This window comes from Bosea sp. OAE506, from assembly GCF_040546595.1.
Classification (GTDB): Bacteria; Pseudomonadota; Alphaproteobacteria; order Rhizobiales; family Beijerinckiaceae; genus Allobosea.
Genome location: NZ_JBEPOB010000001.1, coordinates 2,089,105 through 2,108,527 on the forward strand (window position 1 = coordinate 2,089,105; position 19,423 = coordinate 2,108,527).

The following is a 19,423-nucleotide window of genomic DNA, read 5'->3' on the forward strand; positions in this document are numbered from 1 at the left end:
GCCGGCTTTTCCGTCTATAGAAAATGCGGCAAAGCCCCACAAGCCGCGCGGCCCGCGCAGGCTTGCCCGGCGGCCCTGCGGAAACAGGCATGAGCGACGACATCGAATTCGACCGCAGCGCGACCGCTCCTCCCGGCGAGGTGGTTCAGCTTTCGCACCTGGTGCGGCGGCTGATCGCCGGCAATGGCGGGCCAATGACCTTCACCGGCACCTGCAGCTACATCGTCGGGCAGGGGCGGGTCGCGATCATCGATCCGGGGCCGGAGGACGAAGCCCATCTGGCGGGGCTGCTCGCGGCGGTCTCCGGCGAGACGGTAAGCCATATCGTGGTCACGCACACCCATCGCGACCATTCGCCCGGCGCGCGGGCGCTAAAGGCTGCGACGGGCGCCGAGATCGTCGGCTGCGGGCCGCACCGGCCTTTCCGCGAACTCGCCGCGGGCGAGGCGACCCGCCTGGACGCCGCTGCCGATTCCGAGCACGCGCCGGACCGGCTGATGGCCGAGGGTGACGCGGTGACGGGGCCGGGCTGGAGCCTCCTGGCGATCGAGACGCCCGGCCACACTGCCAACCATCTCGCCTTCGCGCTGCCCGAGGAGGCGACGCTGTTCTCGGGCGACCATGTCATGGCGTGGTCGACCACCATCGTCGCCCCGCCGGACGGGTCGATGGCGGCCTATATGGCCTCGGTCGAAAAGCTGCGCGGGATGGAGCATGCGCTCTACCGGCCCGGCCATGGCGGGCCGGTGACCGAGCCGCAGCGCTTCCTGCGCGGGCTGGTGCAGCACCGGCGGCAGCGCGAGGCGGCGATCCTCGGCCGGCTGCGGGCCGGTGACGAGCGGATTTCAGCGATGGTGCCGCCGATCTATCAGGGGCTGCCGCCGGCACTGCACGCCGCTGCGGCCCTCTCCGTGCTGGCGCAGCTCGAGGATCTCGTGCTGCGGGGAACCGTCACCTGCGACGAGGCGGTGCCGGGGCTCGGCAGCCGCTACCGACCCGCCTGAACCTCAGCGCGATTCGACCAGCAGTTCGACCTCATCGGCGAAGGCGGCGATCCGGGCGGCGTTGATGCCGAGGTCGTGGGGGCCGATGCGGGATGCCGAACGGATGTCGATCCGGCTGCCGTCGGCCCGCGGGCGGATGCGGATGGTGATGTCCTCGGCCGTGCGCAGCAGGCGTGCGCGGGCGACCGCCTCGATGCGCCCGGCGCCGCTGCGCCCGCCGGGGCGCGTCGCCTCCAGCACCTGCCAGCCGCGGGCGATGGCGGCGCGGCGGGCGATGTCGAAGGCCGTCTCGGCGGGGACCTCGAGCACGATCGGCACCGTCTTCGGATAGGCCCGGCGCTGCAGGCGGCGCCGCTCGGCCGGAACATCAGGCGGCACCCGCCCGGCGCGGGCGTCGAGCGCGATGCGCGAGCGGCTGAAGGCGGGGGGATCGTCGATGTCGGTCGAGATATCGGCGAGCGCCGGCAGGGTAACGAGCTTGAAGACGACATAGGCGGCCGGAACCAGCATCAGCACGCCCATCAGGAAAGCGCCGGCCGCCATGCCGACACCGCGATGGCCGGTCTGCCAGATCCGCGCGAAGGCGAGGAGCGACAGGAGCAGGGCGAGCAGCGCCAGCCCATAGGCAGCGGCGACGGGAGCGAGGCCTTCCAGCGTGGGCTCGCCGCTGCGGAAGACGAGCAGGGCGAGCAGCAGCACCGCCAGCGCGAACCAGGCCAGGCGCCGGCTCCAGAGCGCGGCACGTGAGACGGGTTCCTCGAAGACGAGACGGCGATGCATGGGCCATCGATGACGCGACGAAGCCACGGAGGCAAGGCGCCTTCGTCCTGCCGTCACGATCATCTCGCCTGCAACCGTGAGATGGTTTAGGCGTGATCGATCGTGACAAAGGACCAACCCGTGACGGATTCGAAGACAGCGCCGCGTGCCGATGCGACCGAACCCGATCGCGTCTGGTTCCGGTTCATGCGGTTGCACCAGCGCATGCTCGGCCAGATGACGGGCCGGATCAGGGCGCTTGGGCTGTCGATCCCGCAGTTCGACCTGCTGTCGACGCTGACGGAGCGCGAGGGCATCAGCCAGAACGAGCTGGCGGAGCGGCTCTACGTCACCAAGGGCAATGTCTCGGGGCTGGTCGACCGGCTGGTGCAGGCCGGCCTCGTCGAGCGGCGCGCGATCGCCGGGGACCGGCGTTCCTATGCCATGCACCTGACGCCGGAGGGGCGAAGGCTGGCTGAGGCCGGCATCAAGGCGCAGCGCGATTTCGTGGCGCAGACGCTGGGCAAGCTGCCGGGGGACGATCTGGCCGAGCTCGACCGGCTGGTGCTGGCCTGGCGCGATCTGGCCCGGGCCGCCGACGAGGACTGACGGCCGGTCAGGCGCCGACCCGCGACACCTTCTCGAGGGTCTTGCGGCCGCCGGGGAGTTCGCGCAGGACGAGGCGCTCATCCGCGCCGATCTCACCCAGCGCGATTTCGCCCTGCGCCAAAATCGCGGTCGCGACCTTGTTGACGAAGACGATCACCGGCCGGTCGCCCGCCGCCGCCCAGCGCCTGAGCTGGCCGAGATAGGGGTCCTTGCGCCAGCCCTGCGCGGCGCCGGGATCGACCTGGACGAAGAGCCAGCGCGTCACCGGGTCCATGGTAAGGACGAAGCGGGCCCGGTCCGGCTTCCATTCCGGGCCGAGGAAATCCTGCGTCATCCAGAGGCAGAAGAAGGCACGGCAATGCTGCGGCCGCGTCTCGTGGATGCCGCAGCCGCGACCCGGCAGGCAGTGGCGGCACCAGGTCCCTGCCTGGCTCTCCACCGCCGGGACCTCGTAGACCTTGCAGCATAGCGTGCAACTGCCGCAGTCCCGGCCCGCGGCAGGCCGGTTCACCATCGCTGCCGGGTCGATCATGCGGCCTCTTCCGAACCCTTCCAAACAGGAGGCGACGATGCCGGGGCCGGAGCCGCCTGACAAGTCCGTCCGGGAGCGGACGGTCCCGCGACGCCCCGCGAAGGATCCGCCCCAAGCGGGCCGGCCCTGCGGCAGAGTCTGCCTCGGGTTGCGATAAATTCGCTCAGCGCTTGCGCGGGTGCCGGTCTATGCTGACAGAAGACGCCACTCGCATCAGGGGGATCCGCACGATGCTGTCCAACCTCGCCGTCCGCGACATCGAGACTCTCGTCCACCCCTATACGAACCTCGCGGCGCATCGCGAAACCGGGCCGCTCGTGCTGGAGAGCGGCAAGGGCGTCTATGTCTATGACAGCAGCGGCAAGGAGTATCTGGAGGGCATGGCGGGCCTCTGGTGCACCGCGCTCGGCTACTCCAACCAGGAGCTGATCGAGGCTGCCTATGAGCAGATGAAGAAGCTGCCCTTCCAGCACATCTTCGGCGGCCGCAGCCACGACCCGGCGATCGAGCTGGCCGAGAAGCTGAAGGAGATCGCGCCGGTGCCGATCTCCAAGGTGTTCTACGGCGCCTCCGGATCGGATGCGAACGACACCCAGATCAAGATCGTCTGGTACATGAACAATGCGCTCGGCCGGCCGCAGAAGAAGAAGATCATCTCGCGGCTGAAGGGCTATCACGGCGTCACCGTCGCCTCGGCCTCGCTGACGGGCCTGCCGAACAACCATATCGATTTCGACCTGCCGCTGCCCGGCATCCTCCACACCTCCTGCCCGCATCACTACCGCTTCTCCGAGCCCGGCGAGAGCGAGCAGGATTTCTCCTCGCGCATGGCTGCGGAACTCGAGGAGATGATCCTGCGCGAGGGGCCCGACACCGTTGCCGCCTTCATCGCCGAGCCGGTGATGGGCGCGGGCGGGGCGATCACGCCGCCCGCTGGCTATTTCGAGAAGATCAACGCCGTTCTGGCGAAATACGACATCCTGTTCATCGCCGACGAGGTCATCACCGGCTTCGGGCGCACCGGCAACATGTTCGGCACCACGACCTACGGGCTTGCGGCCGACACGCTCTCCTGCGCCAAGCAGATCACCTCGGCCTATTTCCCGCTGAGCGCGGTGATGATGAACGAGCGGGTCTACGAGGTCCTGGTCGAGCAGAGCCGCAAGATCGGCACCTTCGGCCATGGCAACACCTATGCCGGCCACCCGGTCGGCTGCGCGGTCGCGGTCAAGACGCTGGAGATCTACCAGCGTGACAAGATCGTGGAACATGTCCGCAGCGTCTCGCCGACCTTCCTGCGCCGACTGACCAAGCTCGAGGAGCACCCGCTCGTCGGCGAGGCCCGTGGCGTCGGCCTGATCGGCGGCGTCGAGCTGGTCCGCGACAAGGCGACCAAGGCTTCCTTCGAGATCAAGAAGGGCGTCGGCCCCAAGTCGGTGCTGTTTGCCCAGCAGGAAGGCCTGATCCTGCGCGCCATGGGCGACCGCGTCGCCTTCTGCCCGCCGCTGATCATGAAGGAGGCGGAGATCGAGGAGATGTTCGACCGCTACGAGCGCGCCCTCGACAAGACGCTGGCCTGGGCCAAGGCGGAAGGCCTGCTCGCAGCCTGACGCGGAGGCGGCACTCTGCCGCATCGCGTGCACTGCAGGTCGTTCATGATTGTGGCGCAATGTGACGGTGCGACACAAATCGCCGCGAACGCATCACGATGATGCCGTTTTGGAGTCCCGATCCTGGGTCAGTTTCTGGTGCGGCGACGAACCCGTCGCCGCCACGGACGCCAACCCAACCGGAACCCATGACCACCCCGTCTCAACCCCGCCGCTCGATTCCTGCCCATGCGAGTTTCCACGATGCCCATGCCCGGGAGGCCTACGCATCCTGGTTCAAGCCCATCGCGCTTCCCGCTCTGGCCGCTGGAACAAGGCGCGCCCCGGCTGCGTTGGATCACCGTGCGAAGGATGCACCATCCCGGCTTGCCGGTGTCCTTCGCCACGGCTTCGACGACTGACTTCTTAGACCCATTCGAGACCCTCCATGCTTGACCGGCGCAGAGTTCTTCGGACTCTCGCCGGTCTTTTTTTGGCGATGGCCGGGCCGGGGGCCTATGCTGCGGTCTGGGAGCCCGGGCGGCAGAACCTGACGCGCTACCGGCTCACGCCCAGAGGCTGGCCGGAGGGGCGCCGCCTGCGGCTGGCGATCCTGTCCGATCTCCATGTCGGGTCACTGCATGTTCCGCTGGCGCGCGTCTCCGAACTGGTTGCCGCGACCAACGCGCTCAAGCCTGATCTGACGCTGCTGCTCGGCGATTTCGTCGCCAGCCGCCGGCGCATCGCCTCAGACCCGGCGCTTGCGGACCTCGCCACCGAACTCGCCCGGCTCGAGGCACGCGATGGCGTCTTCGGCATTCTGGGCAATCACGACTGGTGGCATGACGAGCCGACGCAGACCCATCGCAAGGGCCCGACGCAGGTCGGTCTCGCCTTGGAGCGCGCCGGCATTCCCGTGCTGGAGAACAAGGCCGTCAGGCTCGATACGGCGGCTGGCCCGCTCTGGCTCGCCGGGCTCGGCGACCAGATCGCCTTCCTGCCGAAGCGCCGGGGCTGGGCGCAGGGCATCGACGATCTCGAGGGCACGCTGGCGCAGGTGGGGGATGACGGGCTGCCGGTGATCATGATGGCGCATGAGCCCGACGTCTTCGCCCGCATGCCGGACCGCGTGACGCTGACGCTGTCGGGCCACACCCATGGCGGGCAGGTTCGTTTTCTGGGCTGGGCGCCGATCGTGCCGTCGCGCTATGGCGGGCGCTACGCCTATGGCCATGTCCGCGAGGAGGGGCGCGATCTCGTCGTTTCGGGCGGCATCGGCACGAGCCAGCTGCCGATCCGCTTCGGCATTCCCCCCGAGATCGTTCTGATCGAACTCGGCTGAGCGCCTGACGACGCCGCCCCCTCTCAGATCAGGTCACGATCACCTTCGTGCCGTTGGGCACGCGGTTGAACAGGTCGATCACGTCGATGTTGCGCATCCGGATGCAGCCCGAGGAGGCCGAGCGGCCGATCGTCTCGGGCTCGTTGGTGCCGTGGATGCGATAGAGCGTGTCGCGGCCATTCTGGTAGAGATACAGGGCGCGGGCGCCGAGCGGGTTGTCGGGGCCGCCCTCCATGCCGCCGGCACGGGGCGCCAGATGGGGCCAGCGCGCGATCATCTCGGCCGGGGGCGTCCAGCGCGGCCATTCCGCCTTGCGCTGCACGATCGCCTCACCGGTCCAGCCGAAGGCCTCGTCGCCGGTGGCGACGCCGTAGCGGATCGCCTTCTTGTTCGGCAGGACGTAATAGAGATACTTCTCTCGCGTATCGACGACGATGGTGCCGGCCGGCTGGCCGGTCGGGTCGGCGATCTCGTAGGGCAGATGGGTGAGATGGTGCTCGAAGGTCGGCACCAGGGCGATGTATTCGGCATCCCTCTGCGACAGGGCCGGAGCGTTGACGCTCTTGTACTGGCAGGCTCCCAGCAGGGTCGAGAGCGCCAAGGCAAGGATCGCGGTCTGTTTCATGACGTCCACCAGACGGCCCAAAGGCGATCTTTATGATGAATTCAGGGTTAACGCTTCGTATCCGTCGGCTTCAGCTCGACCTCTGGGCGTCGCCGCATGGTCTAGGGCGCAAACGGACGCCGCGCAATTTGGGTTCCGCTTGGGCGCGGCGAATCACGCGTTTCGCACTGCACCGTGACCATCTTGTCACGTTTCCTTTCTCCGACCGTCCCGAGGGGACCCGCCTGTGACGACACTCCTGCTGACCCACCCCGCCAGCCTCGCGCATGAGACACCGCTCGGCCATCCCGAACGTCCCGATCGCCTGCGGGCCGTCGAGGCGGCGCTCGAGACCGAGCGCTTCGCGCCGCTGATTCGCGAGGCCGCCCCGCGCGGCACGCTGGAGCAGATCGGCCTGTGCCATCCGCGCGCCTTCATCGAGGCTGTGCTGGCGGCGTCGCCCGAGCAAGGGCTGGTGCCCTTCGACGCGGACACGACGATGTCGCCCGGCACGGTCGAGGCGGTGCTCCACGGTGTCGGCGGGGCGGTTCAGGCGGTGGACGAGGTCATGACCGGGCGCGTCGCCAACGCCTTCAGCGCCACACGGCCGCCCGGCCACCATGCCGAGAGCGTGAAGGCAATGGGGTTCTGCTTCTTCAACCAGGGGGCCATCGCCGCCCGCCACGCCCAGCGCAGCCACGGCGCGGAGCGGGTCGCGATCCTCGACTGGGACGTTCATCACGGCAACGGCACCCAGGAGATCTTCTGGGACGACGCGAGCGTGCTCTACGCCTCGAGCCACGAGATGCCGCTCTATCCCGGGACGGGTGCCCTCTCCGAGCGCGGCGCTCATGGCACCATCGTCAATGCCCCGCTGAGCGCCGGCGACGGGTCGGACGCCTTTCGCGAGGCGATGGAGAGCGTGCTGCTGCCGCGCATCGCCGCGTTCTCGCCGGATTTGATCATCATTTCGGCGGGGTTCGATGCTCATTGGCGCGATCCGCTGGCCAATCTGAACCTGAAGGAGCCCGATTTCGCCTGGGCGACGCAGGAGCTGATGGCGATCGCGGATCGCTGCTGCGGCGGGCGCGTCGTTTCGGTGCTGGAGGGTGGCTACGATCTGGAGGGTCTCTCCCGTTCCGCGGCCGCCCATGTGATGGCGCTGATGCGGGGATGACGCTGCGTCGCATCGGCCCGTGAGTAGCGTTCATCATGGGTTCAGAGGTGTGCGGGCAGGAGAAGCGTGCTAGTGCGGGGCCGCGTTGCGGCACTCGCCCGGCCGGGGGAATCGACTGGGAAAACGGCGTCGGGTCGCGCGTTTTCCAGCAACAACGGGGTGCGTGAGGCTGCGTCAGATCGGGGAGGGCGCCAGTGGCGGCCGCTTCGCGAGACTGACGCGCCGTGCGCAACAGGGCGCGATGAACGACATGACCATCCTGTCGGGAACGACCGACCAGGCGAGCCCGACCGTCGTCGCCATGATGGCGGGCGACAAGCGTGCCGATCTGCTGCGCGACGAGGTGCTGGGCGAAGTCCTCGCCGCCACCGTCGAGGGCCGCGGCAGCCATCCCGCATTGGTCGATGGCAGCCGCCGGCTGAGCTATGAGGAGGTCTGGGCGCAGGCGGGCCGGCAGGCGCGCGGGCTCTCGCGCCAGGGCGTCGGGCCCGGCGATCTCGTCGGCCTTTGGATGCCGCGGGGCATCGACCTGCTGATCGCGCAGATCGCGATCACCCGCGCGGGAGCGGCCTGGGTACCCTTCGACGCCGAAGCACCCGTGGACCGCATCGCGGTCTGCCTCGCCGATGCGCAGGCCAAGGGCATCGTCACCTGCGAGGCGTGGACCGGCCGCGCCGCTGCTACAGAGCGCAGCGTCTGGACGCCGGACGCGCTCGCCCAGGGCGATGACGGCCACCCGATGCCCGCCCGGGCGCCTGGGCTGACGCGCGAGCATCCGGCCTATCTGATCTACACCTCCGGCTCGACGGGAACGCCCAAGGCGATCGTCATCAGCCACCGCAACATCTGCCATTTCCTGCGCTCGGGGAACGCCCTCTACGGGATCGGCCCCGAGGACGTCGTCTTCCAGGGCGCCTCGGTCGCGTTCGACCTGTCGATGGAGGAGATCTGGACGCCCTATCTGGCGGGCGCGACGCTCTTCGTCGCCTCGCCGGAGATGATGGGCGATGCCGAGAAGCTGCCGGCGATCCTCACCGAGGCCGGCGTCACCGTGATCGACACGGTGCCGACGCTGCTCGGCATCCTGCCGTCCGACGTGCCCTCGCTGAAGCTGATCCTGCTCGGCGGCGAGGCGCTGCCGCCGGCGACCGTTCAGAAATGGTCGAAGCCGGGCCGGCGCATCCTCAACACCTATGGCCCGACCGAGGCCACAGTGGTGGCCACGGCTGCGGAGGTTCATCCCGGAGAAACCGTCACCATCGGCCGGCCAATCGCCAACTACACCGCCTATGTTGTCAACGAGGCGATGGCGCTGGTCGGCCCCGGCGAGCAGGGCGAGTTGCTGATCGGCGGCCCGGGCGTGGCGCAGGGCTATCACGGCCGCCCCGAGCTCACGGCCGAGAAGTTCATCGCCAATCCGTTCGGCCAGCCCTTCGGCCCCGAGGATCCGGTGCTCTACCGTTCGGGCGACGCGGTCAGCCTCGACGAGGCCGGCAACATCGTCTTCCACGGGCGCATCGACGACCAGATCAAGATTCGTGGGTTCCGTGTCGAGCTCGGCGAGATCGAGTCGAAGCTCGCCGATGAGCCGGGCGTGCATCAGGCCGCCGTGGTGATGCGGACCGACGACGAGATCGAGCGCCTCGTCGCCTTCGTTGTGGCAGAGCCCGGCGTCGCCGTCGACGGCGCGGTGCTGCGCGCCGCGCTGCGGGAGAAACTGCCGCCCTATATGGTGCCGGCGCATTTCGAGGCGGTGGGCTCGCTGCCGCGCATGGTCTCCGGCAAGGTCGACCGGCGGATGCTGAAGGCCGCGCCGCTGACGGCGCCGAGCGCGCCGGGCGAGCAGGAGCCGCCGCGCAACGCCACCGAGGCCGCACTGCTCGACGCCGCCAAGCGCGTGCTGGGCGCATCCAGCCTGCCGCTGGAGGCCGATTTCTTCGTCGATCTCGGCGGGCATTCGCTGCTGGCGGCGCGCTTCATCTCGATCGTCCGCGAGAACCCGTCCTATGCCGGCATCACGCTGCAGGACGTCTATGGCGCCCGCACGCTGCGCGGCATGGCGGCGCTCCTGGACGGTCGCGGCATCGCCGCGGCTGAAGACCTCTCCTTCACGCCGCCGCCCTTCCTGCGCCGCTTCCTCTGCGGGCTGGCCCAGGCGGTGGCGCTGCCGCTGATCATCGGCCTCTCGACGGCGCAGTGGCTCGGCATCTTCGTCACCTACATGCTGCTGTCGGGCGAGGATCTGCCGCTGGTCGGCCAGATCTTCGCGCTGCTCGGCGTCTATGTCGCCATCACCATCGTCACCGGGCTCATCGCCATCGCGCTGAAATGGATCGTGCTGGGGCGGACCAAGCCCGGCGTCTATCCGCTCTGGGGCGTCTATTATTTCCGCTGGTGGTTCGCGGCGCGCGTCGCCGGGCTCGTCCACATCAAATGGCTGCAGGGCTCGCCGGTGATGCGGGTCTACTGGCGGCTCCTGGGTGCCAAGGTCGGGCGCGACGTCATCATCTCCGACTACGAGGCCGGCGCGATCGACTTGATCGAGATCGGTGACGGGACCAGCTTCGGCTCCAAGACCACCTTCGCCAATGGCGAGGCGATCGGCGACAAGCTGATCATCGGTCGCATCACCATTGGGCGCGACGTCTGCGCCGGCGCGTCGGTCGTCTTCGGCCATGACTGCGTGATCGGCGACCATGCCGAAATCGCCGACCTGACCCCGATCCCGCCGAAGGCGCGCATCGCCGACGCCGAGATCTGGGACGGCTCGCCGGCCCGCAAGACCGGCATGGTCGATCTCGCGGCCCTGCCGCCGCAGGCCGAGGCCGGCCCGGCTCGCCGTTCGGCGCTGACCGCCTTCTACGTGCTGATGCTCGTCGTCGTGCCGCCGATCAGCCTGCTGCCGATCTTCCCGGCGTTCTGGCTGTTCGACCAGATCGACGACTGGATCTCGACCTGGTCGGAGATCAGCTATCTCTGGTATCTGCCACTCCTGACCTGGCCGACCGCGATCGGACTGATCTCCTTCACCGTCTTCCTGATGGCGGGGCTGCGCTGGGCGATCCTGCCGCGGGTGACCTCCGGCTCCTATTCTATCCATTCCGGCTTCTATGCCCGCAAATGGACGGTGGCGCTGGCCACCGAGGTCACGCTCGAGACACTGTCCTCGCTGTTTGCCACCATCTACATGCGTGCCTGGTACCGGCTGATGGGCGCCCGCATCGGCTCCGGTGCCGAAATCTCGACCAATCTCTCCGGCCGCTACGACCTGACCGGGATCGGGGCGGGCAACTTCATCGCCGACGAGGTCGTCTTCGGCGACGAGGACATGCGCCGCGGCTATATGCGGCTCGACATGACGCGCACCGGCGAGCAGGTCTTCGTCGGAAACGACGCCGTCGTGCCGCCGGGCGCAGTCATCCCCGACCGCGTGCTGATCGGCATCAAGTCGAAGCCACCGGCCAATGACCGGATGCAGCCCGGCGACACCTGGTTCGGCTCGCCGCCGATCAAGCTGCCGAACCGGCAGAAGGTCGATCTTGGCGCGGACTGGACCTACAAGCCCTCGCTGCGCAAGCAGATGGCGCGCGGCGCCTTCGAGGCCCTGCACACCTCCTTCCCGGCGATGCTGTTCATCACCTTCGGCACGATCGCGGTCGATCTCGTGCTGCAGCAGCGCATCAACGAGCAGGACTGGGTCGGGCTGGTGCTCTCATTCATGGGCGTCGCGGTTCTGATCGCTGTCATCCAGGCGCTGATCTGCGCCGCGATGAAGTGGCTGATGATGGGCGTCTACAAGCCCGTGATGAAGCCGATGTGGTCCTGGTGGGCGATGCGCACCGAGGCGGTGGCGGTGCTCTACTGGGGGCTCGGCGGCAAGGTACTGTTCGACTACCTGCGCGGCACGCCTTTCCTGCCCTGGTTCCTGAAGCTGTTCGGCGCGAAATACGGCAAGGGCGTCTGGCTCGACTCGACCGACATCACCGAGTTCGACTGCATCGATGTCGGCGACTTCTGCACCGTGAACGCCCATTCCGCCCTGCAGACCCATCTCTACGAGGACCGGGTGATGAAGGTCGGCCGGGTCAAGCTCGGAAAGGGCGTCTGCGTCGGGGCCGGGGCGACGGTGCTCTACGACACCCATGTCGGCGACTACGCACAGGTCGGGCTGCTGACCGTCATCATGAAGGGCGAGAACCTGCCGGCGCATACGCGCTGGGAGGGGGCGCCTGCGGTGCCCGCGCCGGTGCCTGCGGGGCATTGAGCGACAGCATGGTGTTTGACCGCCAGTCCTGCCCGGGACTATGAGCCTGCACGGATTTCTGTGCAGGTTTCCATGTCCCACAACAGCTTCGGCCATCTCTTCCGCGTCACGACCTTCGGCGAGAGCCATGGGCCGGCCATCGGCTGTGTGGTCGATGGCTGCCCGCCGCTGATCCCGCTGAGCGAGGCCGACATCCAGGGCGATCTCGATCGCCGCCGGCCCGGCCAGTCGCGCTTCACCACGCAGCGCCAGGAGCCCGATCAGGTCCGCATCGTCTCGGGCGTCTTTGCGCGTGAGAGCGACGGCGTGCAGGTGACGACCGGCACCTCGATCGGCCTGATGATCGACAATGTCGACCAGCGCTCGAAGGACTATTCCGAGATCAAGGATAAGTACCGGCCGGGCCATGCCGATTTCACCTATGACGTGAAATACGGCATCCGCGACTATCGCGGCGGCGGGCGGTCCTCGGCGCGCGAGACGGCGATGCGGGTGGCGGCGGGGGCGATCGCGCGCCGGGTGGTGCCGGGGCTCGTCGTCCGCGGGGCGCTGGTCCAGATGGGGCCGCACAAGATCGACCGCGCCAATTGGGACTGGGAGGAGGTCGGTCGCAATCCCTTCTTCTGCCCGGATGCGAAGGCGGCCGCCTTCTTCGAGGGCTATCTCGACGGCGTGCGGAAGTCCGGATCGTCGACTGGAGCGGTTCTCGAGATCGTCGCGGAGGGCGTCCCCGCTGGGCTGGGCGCGCCGATCTACGGCAAGCTCGACGCCGAGATCGCGGCGGCGCTGATGAGCATCAACGCCGTCAAGGGCGTCGAGATCGGCGACGGCTTCGACGCGGCCGCGCTTTCCGGCGAGGAGAACGCCGACGAGATGCGGGCGGGCAATGACGGCCGGCCGCTGTTCCTCTCCAACCATGCCGGCGGTATCCTCGGCGGCATCTCGACGGGACAGCCGGTCGTGGCGCGTTTCGCGGTCAAGCCGACCTCGTCGATCCTCGCGACGCGAGCGACCGTGACGCGCAGTGGCGGCGAGGCCGAGATGTTCACCAAGGGCCGCCACGATCCCTGCGTCGGCATCCGTGCCGTGCCGGTGGGCGAGGCCATGGTCGCCTGCGTCCTGGCCGATCATTTCCTGCGCCACCGGGCGCAGGTCGGCGTGGTCAAGGCGCGCTGGCCTTTCCAAGAGTGACGGTGCGCATCGCGCGCGTGACCCGATAGCGTCCTTGCATTTCAGCCATACTGAAATTGCGCGCCTGCTTCATTGCAGATGAAGGGCGGCTGCCCTAACTTGTCGGTATGAAGCTCGATGCCTGGCTGTCACACAACAAGATCGGCCGCAGCGCCTTTGCGCGGCTGGTCGGCCTATCGCCGGCCAGCGTGACGGCGCTCTGCAACGACCAGAGCGCCTGGATCTCGCGCGAAAGCGCCGAGCGCATCGCCGCCGCCACCGGCGGCGCCGTCACCCCCAATGATTTCCTCGGCCTGGTCAGGCCGCGCGAGGCCGCCATGCCCAACAACGTCACCGCTACCATCGAGGCCTTCGCCCGCGGCGAGATCGTCATCGTCACCGATGACGATGATCGCGAGAACGAGGGCGATCTGATCGTCGCCGCCTCGCTCTGCACGCCGGAGAAGATGGCCTTCATCATCCGCAACACCTGCGGCATCGTTTGCGCGCCCCTGACCGCATCCGAAGCCCGGCGCCTGCGACTGGACCCGATGGTGTCCTCGAACGACGCGCCGCTGGGCACGGCCTTCACGGTCACGGTCGACGTCAAGCACGGGCTGACGACCGGCATCTCGGCCGAGCAGCGCTGCAACACGGTGCGGGCGCTGGCGAACGGCAATATGGGCGCGGGCGACTTCGTGCGGCCGGGCCATGTCTTCCCGCTGATCGCCAAGGAGGGCGGGGTGCTGATGCGCTCGGGCCATACCGAGGCGGCGGTGGACCTGTGCAAGCTCGCCGATCTGCCGGCGGTCGGCGTCATCTGCGAACTCGCCAATGACGACGGCACGGTGATGAAGGGGCCGCAGATCGTCGCCTTCGCCGAGAAGCACGGCCTGAAGCAGATCACGGTGGCGGACCTCATCGCCTATCGCCAGTCGCGCGAGAAGCTGGTCGAGCGGGTCCATTCCTTCCCGGTGAAGAGCGCCTTCGGCGAGATGACGGGCCATGTCTATGTGACACCGTTCGACGACACGCAGCATTTCGCCTTCGTGATGGGCAAGATCGGCGAAGGCGAGCGCATCCCGTCGCGGCTGCACCGCGCCGACGTCGTGGCCGATGTGATCGGCGGAGCGGGCGCTATCCAGTGTGCGCTGCGGGCCTTCCAGGAGGATGGGCGCGGCGTGCTGGTCTATCTGCGCGACGGTTCGGCCGGCGTGCCGATCAAGCCGGTCGAGGAGGGGGCGGATGCGCAGCGCAGCCAGCAATGGCGCGAGGTCGGCCTCGGGGCGCAGATTCTGCGCGATCTCGGCGTGCGTTCGATCGTGAACCTGGCCTCGTCGCCGCGCTCCTTCGTCGGGCTCAGCGGGTTCGGCATCGAGATCGCGGAAACCCGCCCGCTGACGTGAGCGGCGCTACACCCAGTCGGCGCGGTTGCCGGTGACGACCAGGATCTTGCCCTGCCAGATCTCGACCATCGAGGCCTTGGCCGGTGGCACGGCCCCGACGAGGGCGAGCACGGCGCGGGCGACGCCGCCATGGCTGACCACCACGGTCTCGCCGGGCAGCCCCTCCAGAACCGGCCGGATGCGCTCGGCGAGCATGGCGTAGCTCTCGCCGCCGGGTGGCACGAAGCTCCATTTGTCGCGCTCGCGCAGCTGCGCCTGCTCGCGCTCGGCCTTGCGGATGTCGCGCCAGGTGTAGCCCTCCCAGCTGCCGAAGGTCAGCTCCTTCAGCCGGTCGTCGGTGCGGTAGGCGCCTGCCTCCATCCCCAGCGTGGCGCGCAGGATGTCCATCGTCTCGCGCGCCCGCTTCATCGGCGAGCCGATATAGTCGAGCGCAGCAAAGCCGGGAGCCAGCGTCCGCAGTCGCTCGGCCGCTTCGGCTGCCTGACGCCGGCCGAGATCGTTGAGGGGGATGTCCTGGCCGCCCTGGAGGCGGCCCTCGCGATTCCAGTCGGTCTCGCCGTGGCGGATGAGGATGAGCCGGTGCGGGAGCGTGATCGGGACCATGCCGGGCTTCTGCACCGTGCCGGGCGCGAGGTCAAAGCATCTGCCAGATGCGGGGCCATGCGTCGCAGCCATGGCGGCGCGCCGCCGTTTTGTTTGGCCTGTCGCAGTCGCCGGTCTATAGGCGGCTCTCCGTCCCTTTCGGATGCCGCTTCATGCCGCCGGCCCTGACATTGCCCGATGGTCGCAGGCTCGCCCTGAACGACCGCCCCCTGCTGATGGGGATCGTCAACATCACGCCCGATTCCTTCTCCGATGGCGGGATGCTGCAGAACGCCGAGCAGGCGATCGCGCATGGTGTCAGGCTGGTGGAGGAGGGCGCCGACATCGTCGATGTCGGCGGGGAATCGACGCGGCCCGGCCATGCGCCGCTCGATGCGGCTACCGAGCTCGGACGTGTGCTGCCGGTGATCGCCGGCCTGCGCGAGCGGGTCGGCACGCCGCTGTCGATCGACACCTGGAAGGCCGAAGTGGCGGAGGTGGCGCTGGAGGCGGGCGTCTCGATCGTCAACGATGTCTGGGGCGCGCAGCGCGACCCGGCCATTGCCGGTGTCGCCGCGCGGCACGGCGCCCCGATCATCCTGATGCACAACCGCGAGACGACCGACCCCGGGCTCGACATCCTGTCCGACGTGCTGCGCTTCCTCGAACGGTCGATCGCGATTGCGCGCGAGGCGGGTGTGCCGCGCGAGCAGATCGTCGTCGATCCCGGCATCGGGTTGTTCGGCAAGACGCCGGAGCAGTCGCTGCGCCTGATCCGCGAACTGGCACAGCTCGAGAGCCTAGGATGCCCGGTCCTGCTCGGGGCCTCGCGGAAATCGGTGATCGGTGTCGTCACGGGCCAGAGTGTTCCCGCCGAGCGCGTCGCCGGCAGCGTCGCCGCCCATCTCTTCGGGGCGACGCAGGGAGCGGCCATCATTCGCGCCCATGACATCGCCCCGCATGTGCAGGCGTTCAAGGTCTGGGCCGCCCTGTCACAGTCTTCGGAGCCAAGCGCGTGAGCGAAACCGGCGTCATTCTGATCGAGAAGCTCGATATCTACGCCTATCACGGCTTCTTTTCCGAGGAGGAACGGCTGGGGCAGCGCTTCGTGCTCGACCTCGCGCTGGAAACCGATCTGCGGCCGTCCGCCGTCAGCGACGCGCTGGCCGATACCGTGAACTACGGCACCGTCGTCGGCGTGGTGACGGAGGTCTTCACCACGCGCCGCTTCAACCTGCTGGAGGCGGCCGCCCGCGCGGTGGCGATGGCCGTTCTGGAGCGTTTTCCCCCCGTCACCCGCGTCGAGGTCACGCTGCGCAAGCCGGCCCCGCCAATCCATGCGACGCTCGCCAGCGTCGGCATCAAGCTGAGTTTTGCGCGTGAGGGTTGAGGCCACGCTCGGCCTCGGTGGCAATCTGGGCGATCCGGTTGCGGCTTTCGCGACTGTGTTTCGCCGGCTGGAGACGCATGAGGCGGTTTCGCTGGTTCGCCCGTCCAGCGTCTACCGGACGGCGCCCTGGGGCAAGCTAGACCAGCCGGAATTCCTGAACATGGCGGTGCTGATCGAGACCGGGCTGTCGGCCCGCGCGCTGCTCGACCTCTGCCTGTCCCTCGAACGCGAGGGCGGGCGCGAGCGGCGCGAGCGCTGGGGGCCGCGCACGCTCGACATCGACATCCTGACCTATGGCGGGCAGGCGATCGACGAGCCCGGTTTGCAGGTGCCGCATCCGCGGATCGCGGAGCGGGCCTTCGTGCTGGCACCGCTGGCGGAGATCGCGCCGGGGCTGGAGATCGGTGGGCGATCAGTCACGGACCTCCTCGAAGCGGTCATCGACGACACCATCCGCCGGGACCCGGCTGCAACGGAGCGGCTGCGGGCTCTGCCGGCGGTCTAGCTTCGCCTCACTCGGCCTTGTCGAGGGTGATGTCCGGCGCGGTCGGCACCTTCATGCCGACGACATGGTAGCCGGCATCGACATGCAGGATCTCGCCGGTGATGCCGCGCGACATGTCGGAGACGAGGAACACGGCGGTCTCGCCGACCTCCTCGATCGTCACCGTGCGGCGCAGCGGCGAGTTGTATTCGTTCCAGCGCAGGATGTAGCGGAAATCGCCGATGCCGGAGGCGGCGAGCGTCTTGATCGGGCCGGCCGAGATCGCGTTGACGCGGATCTTCGAGGGGCCGAGATCGGCGGCGAGATACTGCACGCTCGACTCAAGCGCGGCCTTTGCGACGCCCATGACATTGTAATGCGGCATCCACTTCTCGGCGCCGTAATAGGTCAGCGTCAGCATGGAGCCGCCATCGGTCATCAGCTTCTCGGCGCGCTGGGTGACGGCGGTGAAGGAGTAGCAGGAGATCAGCAGCGACTTGGTGAAATTCGCTTCGGTCGTCTCGACATAGCGGCCAGTCAGCTCGTCCTTGTCGGAGAAGGCGATGCAGTGGACGACGAAGTCGAGCTTGCCCCAGAGCTTCTCGACTTCGGCGAAGACGGCGTCGATCGAGGCGGAATCGGTGACGTCGCAATGGCCGACGACATGGCCGCCCAGTTCCTTGGCGAGCGGCTCGACGCGCTTCTTCAGCGCGTCGCCCTGATAGGTGAAGGCGAGTTCGGCGCCGGCGTCGGCCGCGGCCTTGGCGATGCCCCAGGCGATCGAGCGGTTGTTGGCGACACCCATGACGAGGCCGCGCTTGCCCTTGAGGAGATTGGCCGTCGGCCGGGCGAGAGCGTTTGATTCAGGCATGGGGGACCCGCGAACTGGAAAAGACGAGGGCGCTTCTTAGAGCATGGCGCGGCAAGTGGAAACCGGATTTGCCCGCAATGCGCGCAGCCTCACTCGACCCGCGCCTTCAGCAGCGCCGTCAGCTCCGCATCGCTTTCCGGCATCTCGATGTCGATCGAGACGAAGAGATCGCCGGGCTTGTCGCCTTCGCCCTTGAGACCCTTGCCGCGCAGGCGGAAGGAGCGCGTCGTTCCGGTCAGGGGCGGGATCGTCATTTCGACTGCGCCCGTCAGCGTAGGGATGTGGACAGGGCCGCCCAGAACGGCGCGCGCGAGAGGCACAGGCACGCGGGTGCGCAGGTCGTCGCCCTCGACGGTGAAGCGTGGATCCGGCTTGACCTTGATGGTCATCAGCACGTCGCCGGTCTGGCCCGAGAACGGGTCCGTCTGGCCGAGCCCGCGCAGGCGCATGACCTTGCCGTCGGCGACGCCCTCGGGAATCGTGACCTCGACCTCGCGGCCGCCCGGCAGACGCACGCGCCGCGTCGCACCCGCGACGGCCTGGGCCAGCGTCACTTCGAGGGTGAAGCTCTGTTCCGGCGGCTTCTGGGGCTCGGGGCGGGCCTTGCCGGCGCGGCGTGCGGCATCGCCGAAGAGGGAGCCGAAGATGTCGGACGGGTCGAAGCCGGCGCTCGCGCCGCCGCCGGCGCCGAAGGGGTGTCCGCCCTGGCCGAAATTGAACTCGAAGCCACCGGCGCGGCCGCCGCGGCCTGCGCCCATGCCCTCGAAGCCGGAGAATTTCGGCTTGCCATCGCCGTCGATCTCGCCGCGGTCGAACTGCTTGCGCTTGGCCTCGTCGCCGAGGATCTCATAGGCGCCGTTGAGCTCCGCAAAGCGGTCCTGTGCCTTGGGATCGTCCTGATTGCGGTCGGGATGCAGATCCTTGGCGCGGCGGCGATAGGCCTTCTTGATGTCGGCCTCGCTGGCCGAGCGGGCGACGCCCAGAATCTGGTACGGGTCGCGCATTCCTGAACCCCATGTGGCACTGCTGACCGCCGCGCCGGAGGCGGGCCGGCGGGTATCCTGATCTCGCAGCCTTATCTGGGAATGGTGTGGCCTGAGCGCAACAGCCCGGCGGACAAGTTCGACAGAACGATCCGGTTCAGCCGGTGCCCTTCCACGGGCCGATGTCCTTGACCGCCCATTCGCCGCCCGAGGGCCGGCAGGCCGTGCCCTGCAGGCGCTGCGGTCCGGTCTGCGTCGCGACATGGGCGATGAAGGCGCGGCAGATCTCGTCGGCCCGCAGGAAAGGGCCGCCGACGGGGGTGAAGGAGCCCTTCATGCTGCTCTGCGGGTTGTCCCAGGAGACGGCGGCACCGTTGCCCTGCGGATCGAGCGCCACGGCCATGGCGCCCTCGGCGCGGCGGAGATCCTCCGGGCCGAGTTCGGAGGAGAGCGAGGCGAGGGGCCCGGGCTTGGTGGTGCCGCGGGCGGGCAGGATGGAGGATGTCGTGGCGATCTCGTCCTCCGCCTTGCTGGAGAGGCCGATAATCGGGAATGAGACCGAGCAGCCGGCGACGGCGAGGCCGGTGAGCACCGCGCCGGCAAGGGCAAGCGCACGCATGGCGCCGCTGCGCCGCACATGGCTTTGGGACGGCTCGT

General features: G+C 68.6%; 18 protein-coding genes. 11 read left to right on the forward strand and 7 right to left on the reverse strand.

Annotation, left to right across the window (positions count from 1 at the left end; all coding sequences use genetic code 11):
- The first annotated feature begins 89 nt into the window (after nucleotides 1–89).
- Nucleotides 90–1,004 (forward strand): MBL fold metallo-hydrolase, encoded by a 915-nt coding sequence (locus tag ABIE41_RS10145; protein ID WP_192644350.1) that lies wholly within the window; start codon nucleotides 90–92, stop codon nucleotides 1,002–1,004.
- Nucleotides 1,005–1,007: 3 nt separating this feature from the next.
- Here the strand turns inward: ABIE41_RS10145 and ABIE41_RS10150 are convergent, their stop codons facing one another.
- The gene (locus tag ABIE41_RS10150; RefSeq protein ID WP_192644351.1) at nucleotides 1,008–1,784 is read right to left on the reverse strand and encodes a DUF1499 domain-containing protein; all 777 of its coding nucleotides are present in this window, start codon (nucleotides 1,782–1,784) and stop codon (nucleotides 1,008–1,010) included.
- Nucleotides 1,785–1,970: 186 nt separating this feature from the next.
- Here ABIE41_RS10150 and ABIE41_RS10155 point away from each other — a divergent pair, with 186 nt between their 5' ends.
- A complete protein-coding gene (locus tag ABIE41_RS10155; RefSeq protein ID WP_192644742.1) occupies nucleotides 1,971–2,372 on the forward strand; it encodes a MarR family winged helix-turn-helix transcriptional regulator in 402 nt (133 codons plus the stop codon).
- A 7-nt stretch (nucleotides 2,373–2,379) separates the two neighbouring features.
- Here the strand turns inward: ABIE41_RS10155 and ABIE41_RS10160 are convergent, their stop codons facing one another.
- A complete protein-coding gene (locus tag ABIE41_RS10160) occupies nucleotides 2,380–2,904 on the reverse strand; it encodes an RING finger protein (RefSeq protein ID WP_192644352.1) in 525 nt (174 codons plus the stop codon).
- A gap of 230 nt (nucleotides 2,905–3,134) precedes the next feature.
- Between ABIE41_RS10160 and ABIE41_RS10165 the strand changes: the two genes are divergently transcribed.
- Nucleotides 3,135–4,514: an aspartate aminotransferase family protein gene (locus ABIE41_RS10165; RefSeq protein WP_192644353.1), complete on the forward strand. Its 1,380-nt coding sequence runs from the start codon at nucleotides 3,135–3,137 to the stop codon at nucleotides 4,512–4,514.
- Nucleotides 4,515–4,992: 478 nt separating this feature from the next.
- Nucleotides 4,993–5,835 carry a metallophosphoesterase gene (locus tag ABIE41_RS10170; RefSeq protein ID WP_354191874.1) on the forward strand — a complete coding sequence of 281 codons (843 nt, stop codon included), beginning with the start codon at nucleotides 4,993–4,995 and terminating at the stop codon, nucleotides 5,833–5,835.
- Between the two features lie 28 nt (nucleotides 5,836–5,863).
- Here the strand turns inward: ABIE41_RS10170 and ABIE41_RS10175 are convergent, their stop codons facing one another.
- Entirely contained in the window at nucleotides 5,864–6,460 is a 597-nt protein-coding gene (locus ABIE41_RS10175; protein WP_192644355.1) for a L,D-transpeptidase, read from the reverse strand.
- A gap of 226 nt (nucleotides 6,461–6,686) precedes the next feature.
- Between ABIE41_RS10175 and ABIE41_RS10180 the strand changes: the two genes are divergently transcribed.
- The 4 genes from ABIE41_RS10180 (at nucleotide 6,687) to ribB (ending at nucleotide 14,456) form a co-directional block, all read left to right on the forward strand.
- Complete coding sequence (locus ABIE41_RS10180) at nucleotides 6,687–7,616, forward strand: histone deacetylase family protein (protein ID WP_192644356.1); 930 nt, start codon at nucleotides 6,687–6,689, stop codon at nucleotides 7,614–7,616.
- A 241-nt stretch (nucleotides 7,617–7,857) separates the two neighbouring features.
- The gene (locus ABIE41_RS10185) at nucleotides 7,858–11,880 is read left to right on the forward strand and encodes a Pls/PosA family non-ribosomal peptide synthetase (protein WP_354191875.1); all 4,023 of its coding nucleotides are present in this window, start codon (nucleotides 7,858–7,860) and stop codon (nucleotides 11,878–11,880) included.
- Nucleotides 11,881–11,952: 72 nt separating this feature from the next.
- Nucleotides 11,953–13,071 carry a chorismate synthase gene (gene aroC, locus ABIE41_RS10190; RefSeq protein WP_192644357.1) on the forward strand — a complete coding sequence of 373 codons (1,119 nt, stop codon included), beginning with the start codon at nucleotides 11,953–11,955 and terminating at the stop codon, nucleotides 13,069–13,071.
- A gap of 107 nt (nucleotides 13,072–13,178) precedes the next feature.
- Nucleotides 13,179–14,456 carry a 3,4-dihydroxy-2-butanone-4-phosphate synthase gene (gene ribB, locus ABIE41_RS10195; protein WP_192644358.1) on the forward strand — a complete coding sequence of 426 codons (1,278 nt, stop codon included), beginning with the start codon at nucleotides 13,179–13,181 and terminating at the stop codon, nucleotides 14,454–14,456.
- 6 nt (nucleotides 14,457–14,462) lie between these two features.
- On the opposite strand, the gene ABIE41_RS10200 is transcribed toward ribB, so the two are convergent.
- Complete coding sequence (locus ABIE41_RS10200) at nucleotides 14,463–15,059, reverse strand: histidine phosphatase family protein (protein WP_192644359.1); 597 nt, start codon at nucleotides 15,057–15,059, stop codon at nucleotides 14,463–14,465.
- 152 nt (nucleotides 15,060–15,211) lie between these two features.
- On the opposite strand from ABIE41_RS10200, the gene folP reads away from it, so the two are divergent.
- Genes folP through folK form a run of 3 tightly spaced genes read left to right on the forward strand, consistent with a single transcriptional unit; the run spans nucleotide 15,212 to nucleotide 16,933 of the window.
- Nucleotides 15,212–16,057: a dihydropteroate synthase gene (gene folP / locus ABIE41_RS10205; RefSeq protein WP_192644360.1), complete on the forward strand. Its 846-nt coding sequence runs from the start codon at nucleotides 15,212–15,214 to the stop codon at nucleotides 16,055–16,057.
- Nucleotides 16,054–16,428 (forward strand): dihydroneopterin aldolase, encoded by a 375-nt coding sequence (folB, locus tag ABIE41_RS10210; protein WP_192644361.1) that lies wholly within the window; start codon nucleotides 16,054–16,056, stop codon nucleotides 16,426–16,428. The genes folP and folB overlap by 4 nt, the downstream gene beginning before the upstream one ends.
- Nucleotides 16,418–16,933, forward strand: coding sequence for a 2-amino-4-hydroxy-6-hydroxymethyldihydropteridine diphosphokinase (folK, locus tag ABIE41_RS10215; protein WP_192644362.1), 516 nt, complete (start codon nucleotides 16,418–16,420; stop codon nucleotides 16,931–16,933). The genes folB and folK overlap by 11 nt, the downstream gene beginning before the upstream one ends.
- Nucleotides 16,934–16,940: 7 nt before the next feature.
- On the opposite strand, the gene fabI is transcribed toward folK, so the two are convergent.
- The 3 genes from fabI to ABIE41_RS10230 form a co-directional block, all read right to left on the reverse strand.
- A complete protein-coding gene (gene fabI, locus ABIE41_RS10220) occupies nucleotides 16,941–17,783 on the reverse strand; it encodes an enoyl-ACP reductase FabI (protein ID WP_192644363.1) in 843 nt (280 codons plus the stop codon).
- Between the two features lie 89 nt (nucleotides 17,784–17,872).
- Complete coding sequence (locus ABIE41_RS10225; RefSeq protein WP_192644364.1) at nucleotides 17,873–18,787, reverse strand: DnaJ C-terminal domain-containing protein; 915 nt, start codon at nucleotides 18,785–18,787, stop codon at nucleotides 17,873–17,875.
- Nucleotides 18,788–18,923: 136 nt separating this feature from the next.
- Nucleotides 18,924–19,385, reverse strand: a complete 462-nt coding sequence (locus tag ABIE41_RS10230; protein ID WP_192644365.1) for an RT0821/Lpp0805 family surface protein — start codon at nucleotides 19,383–19,385, stop codon at nucleotides 18,924–18,926.
- Between the last annotated feature and the right edge of the window lie 38 nt (nucleotides 19,386–19,423).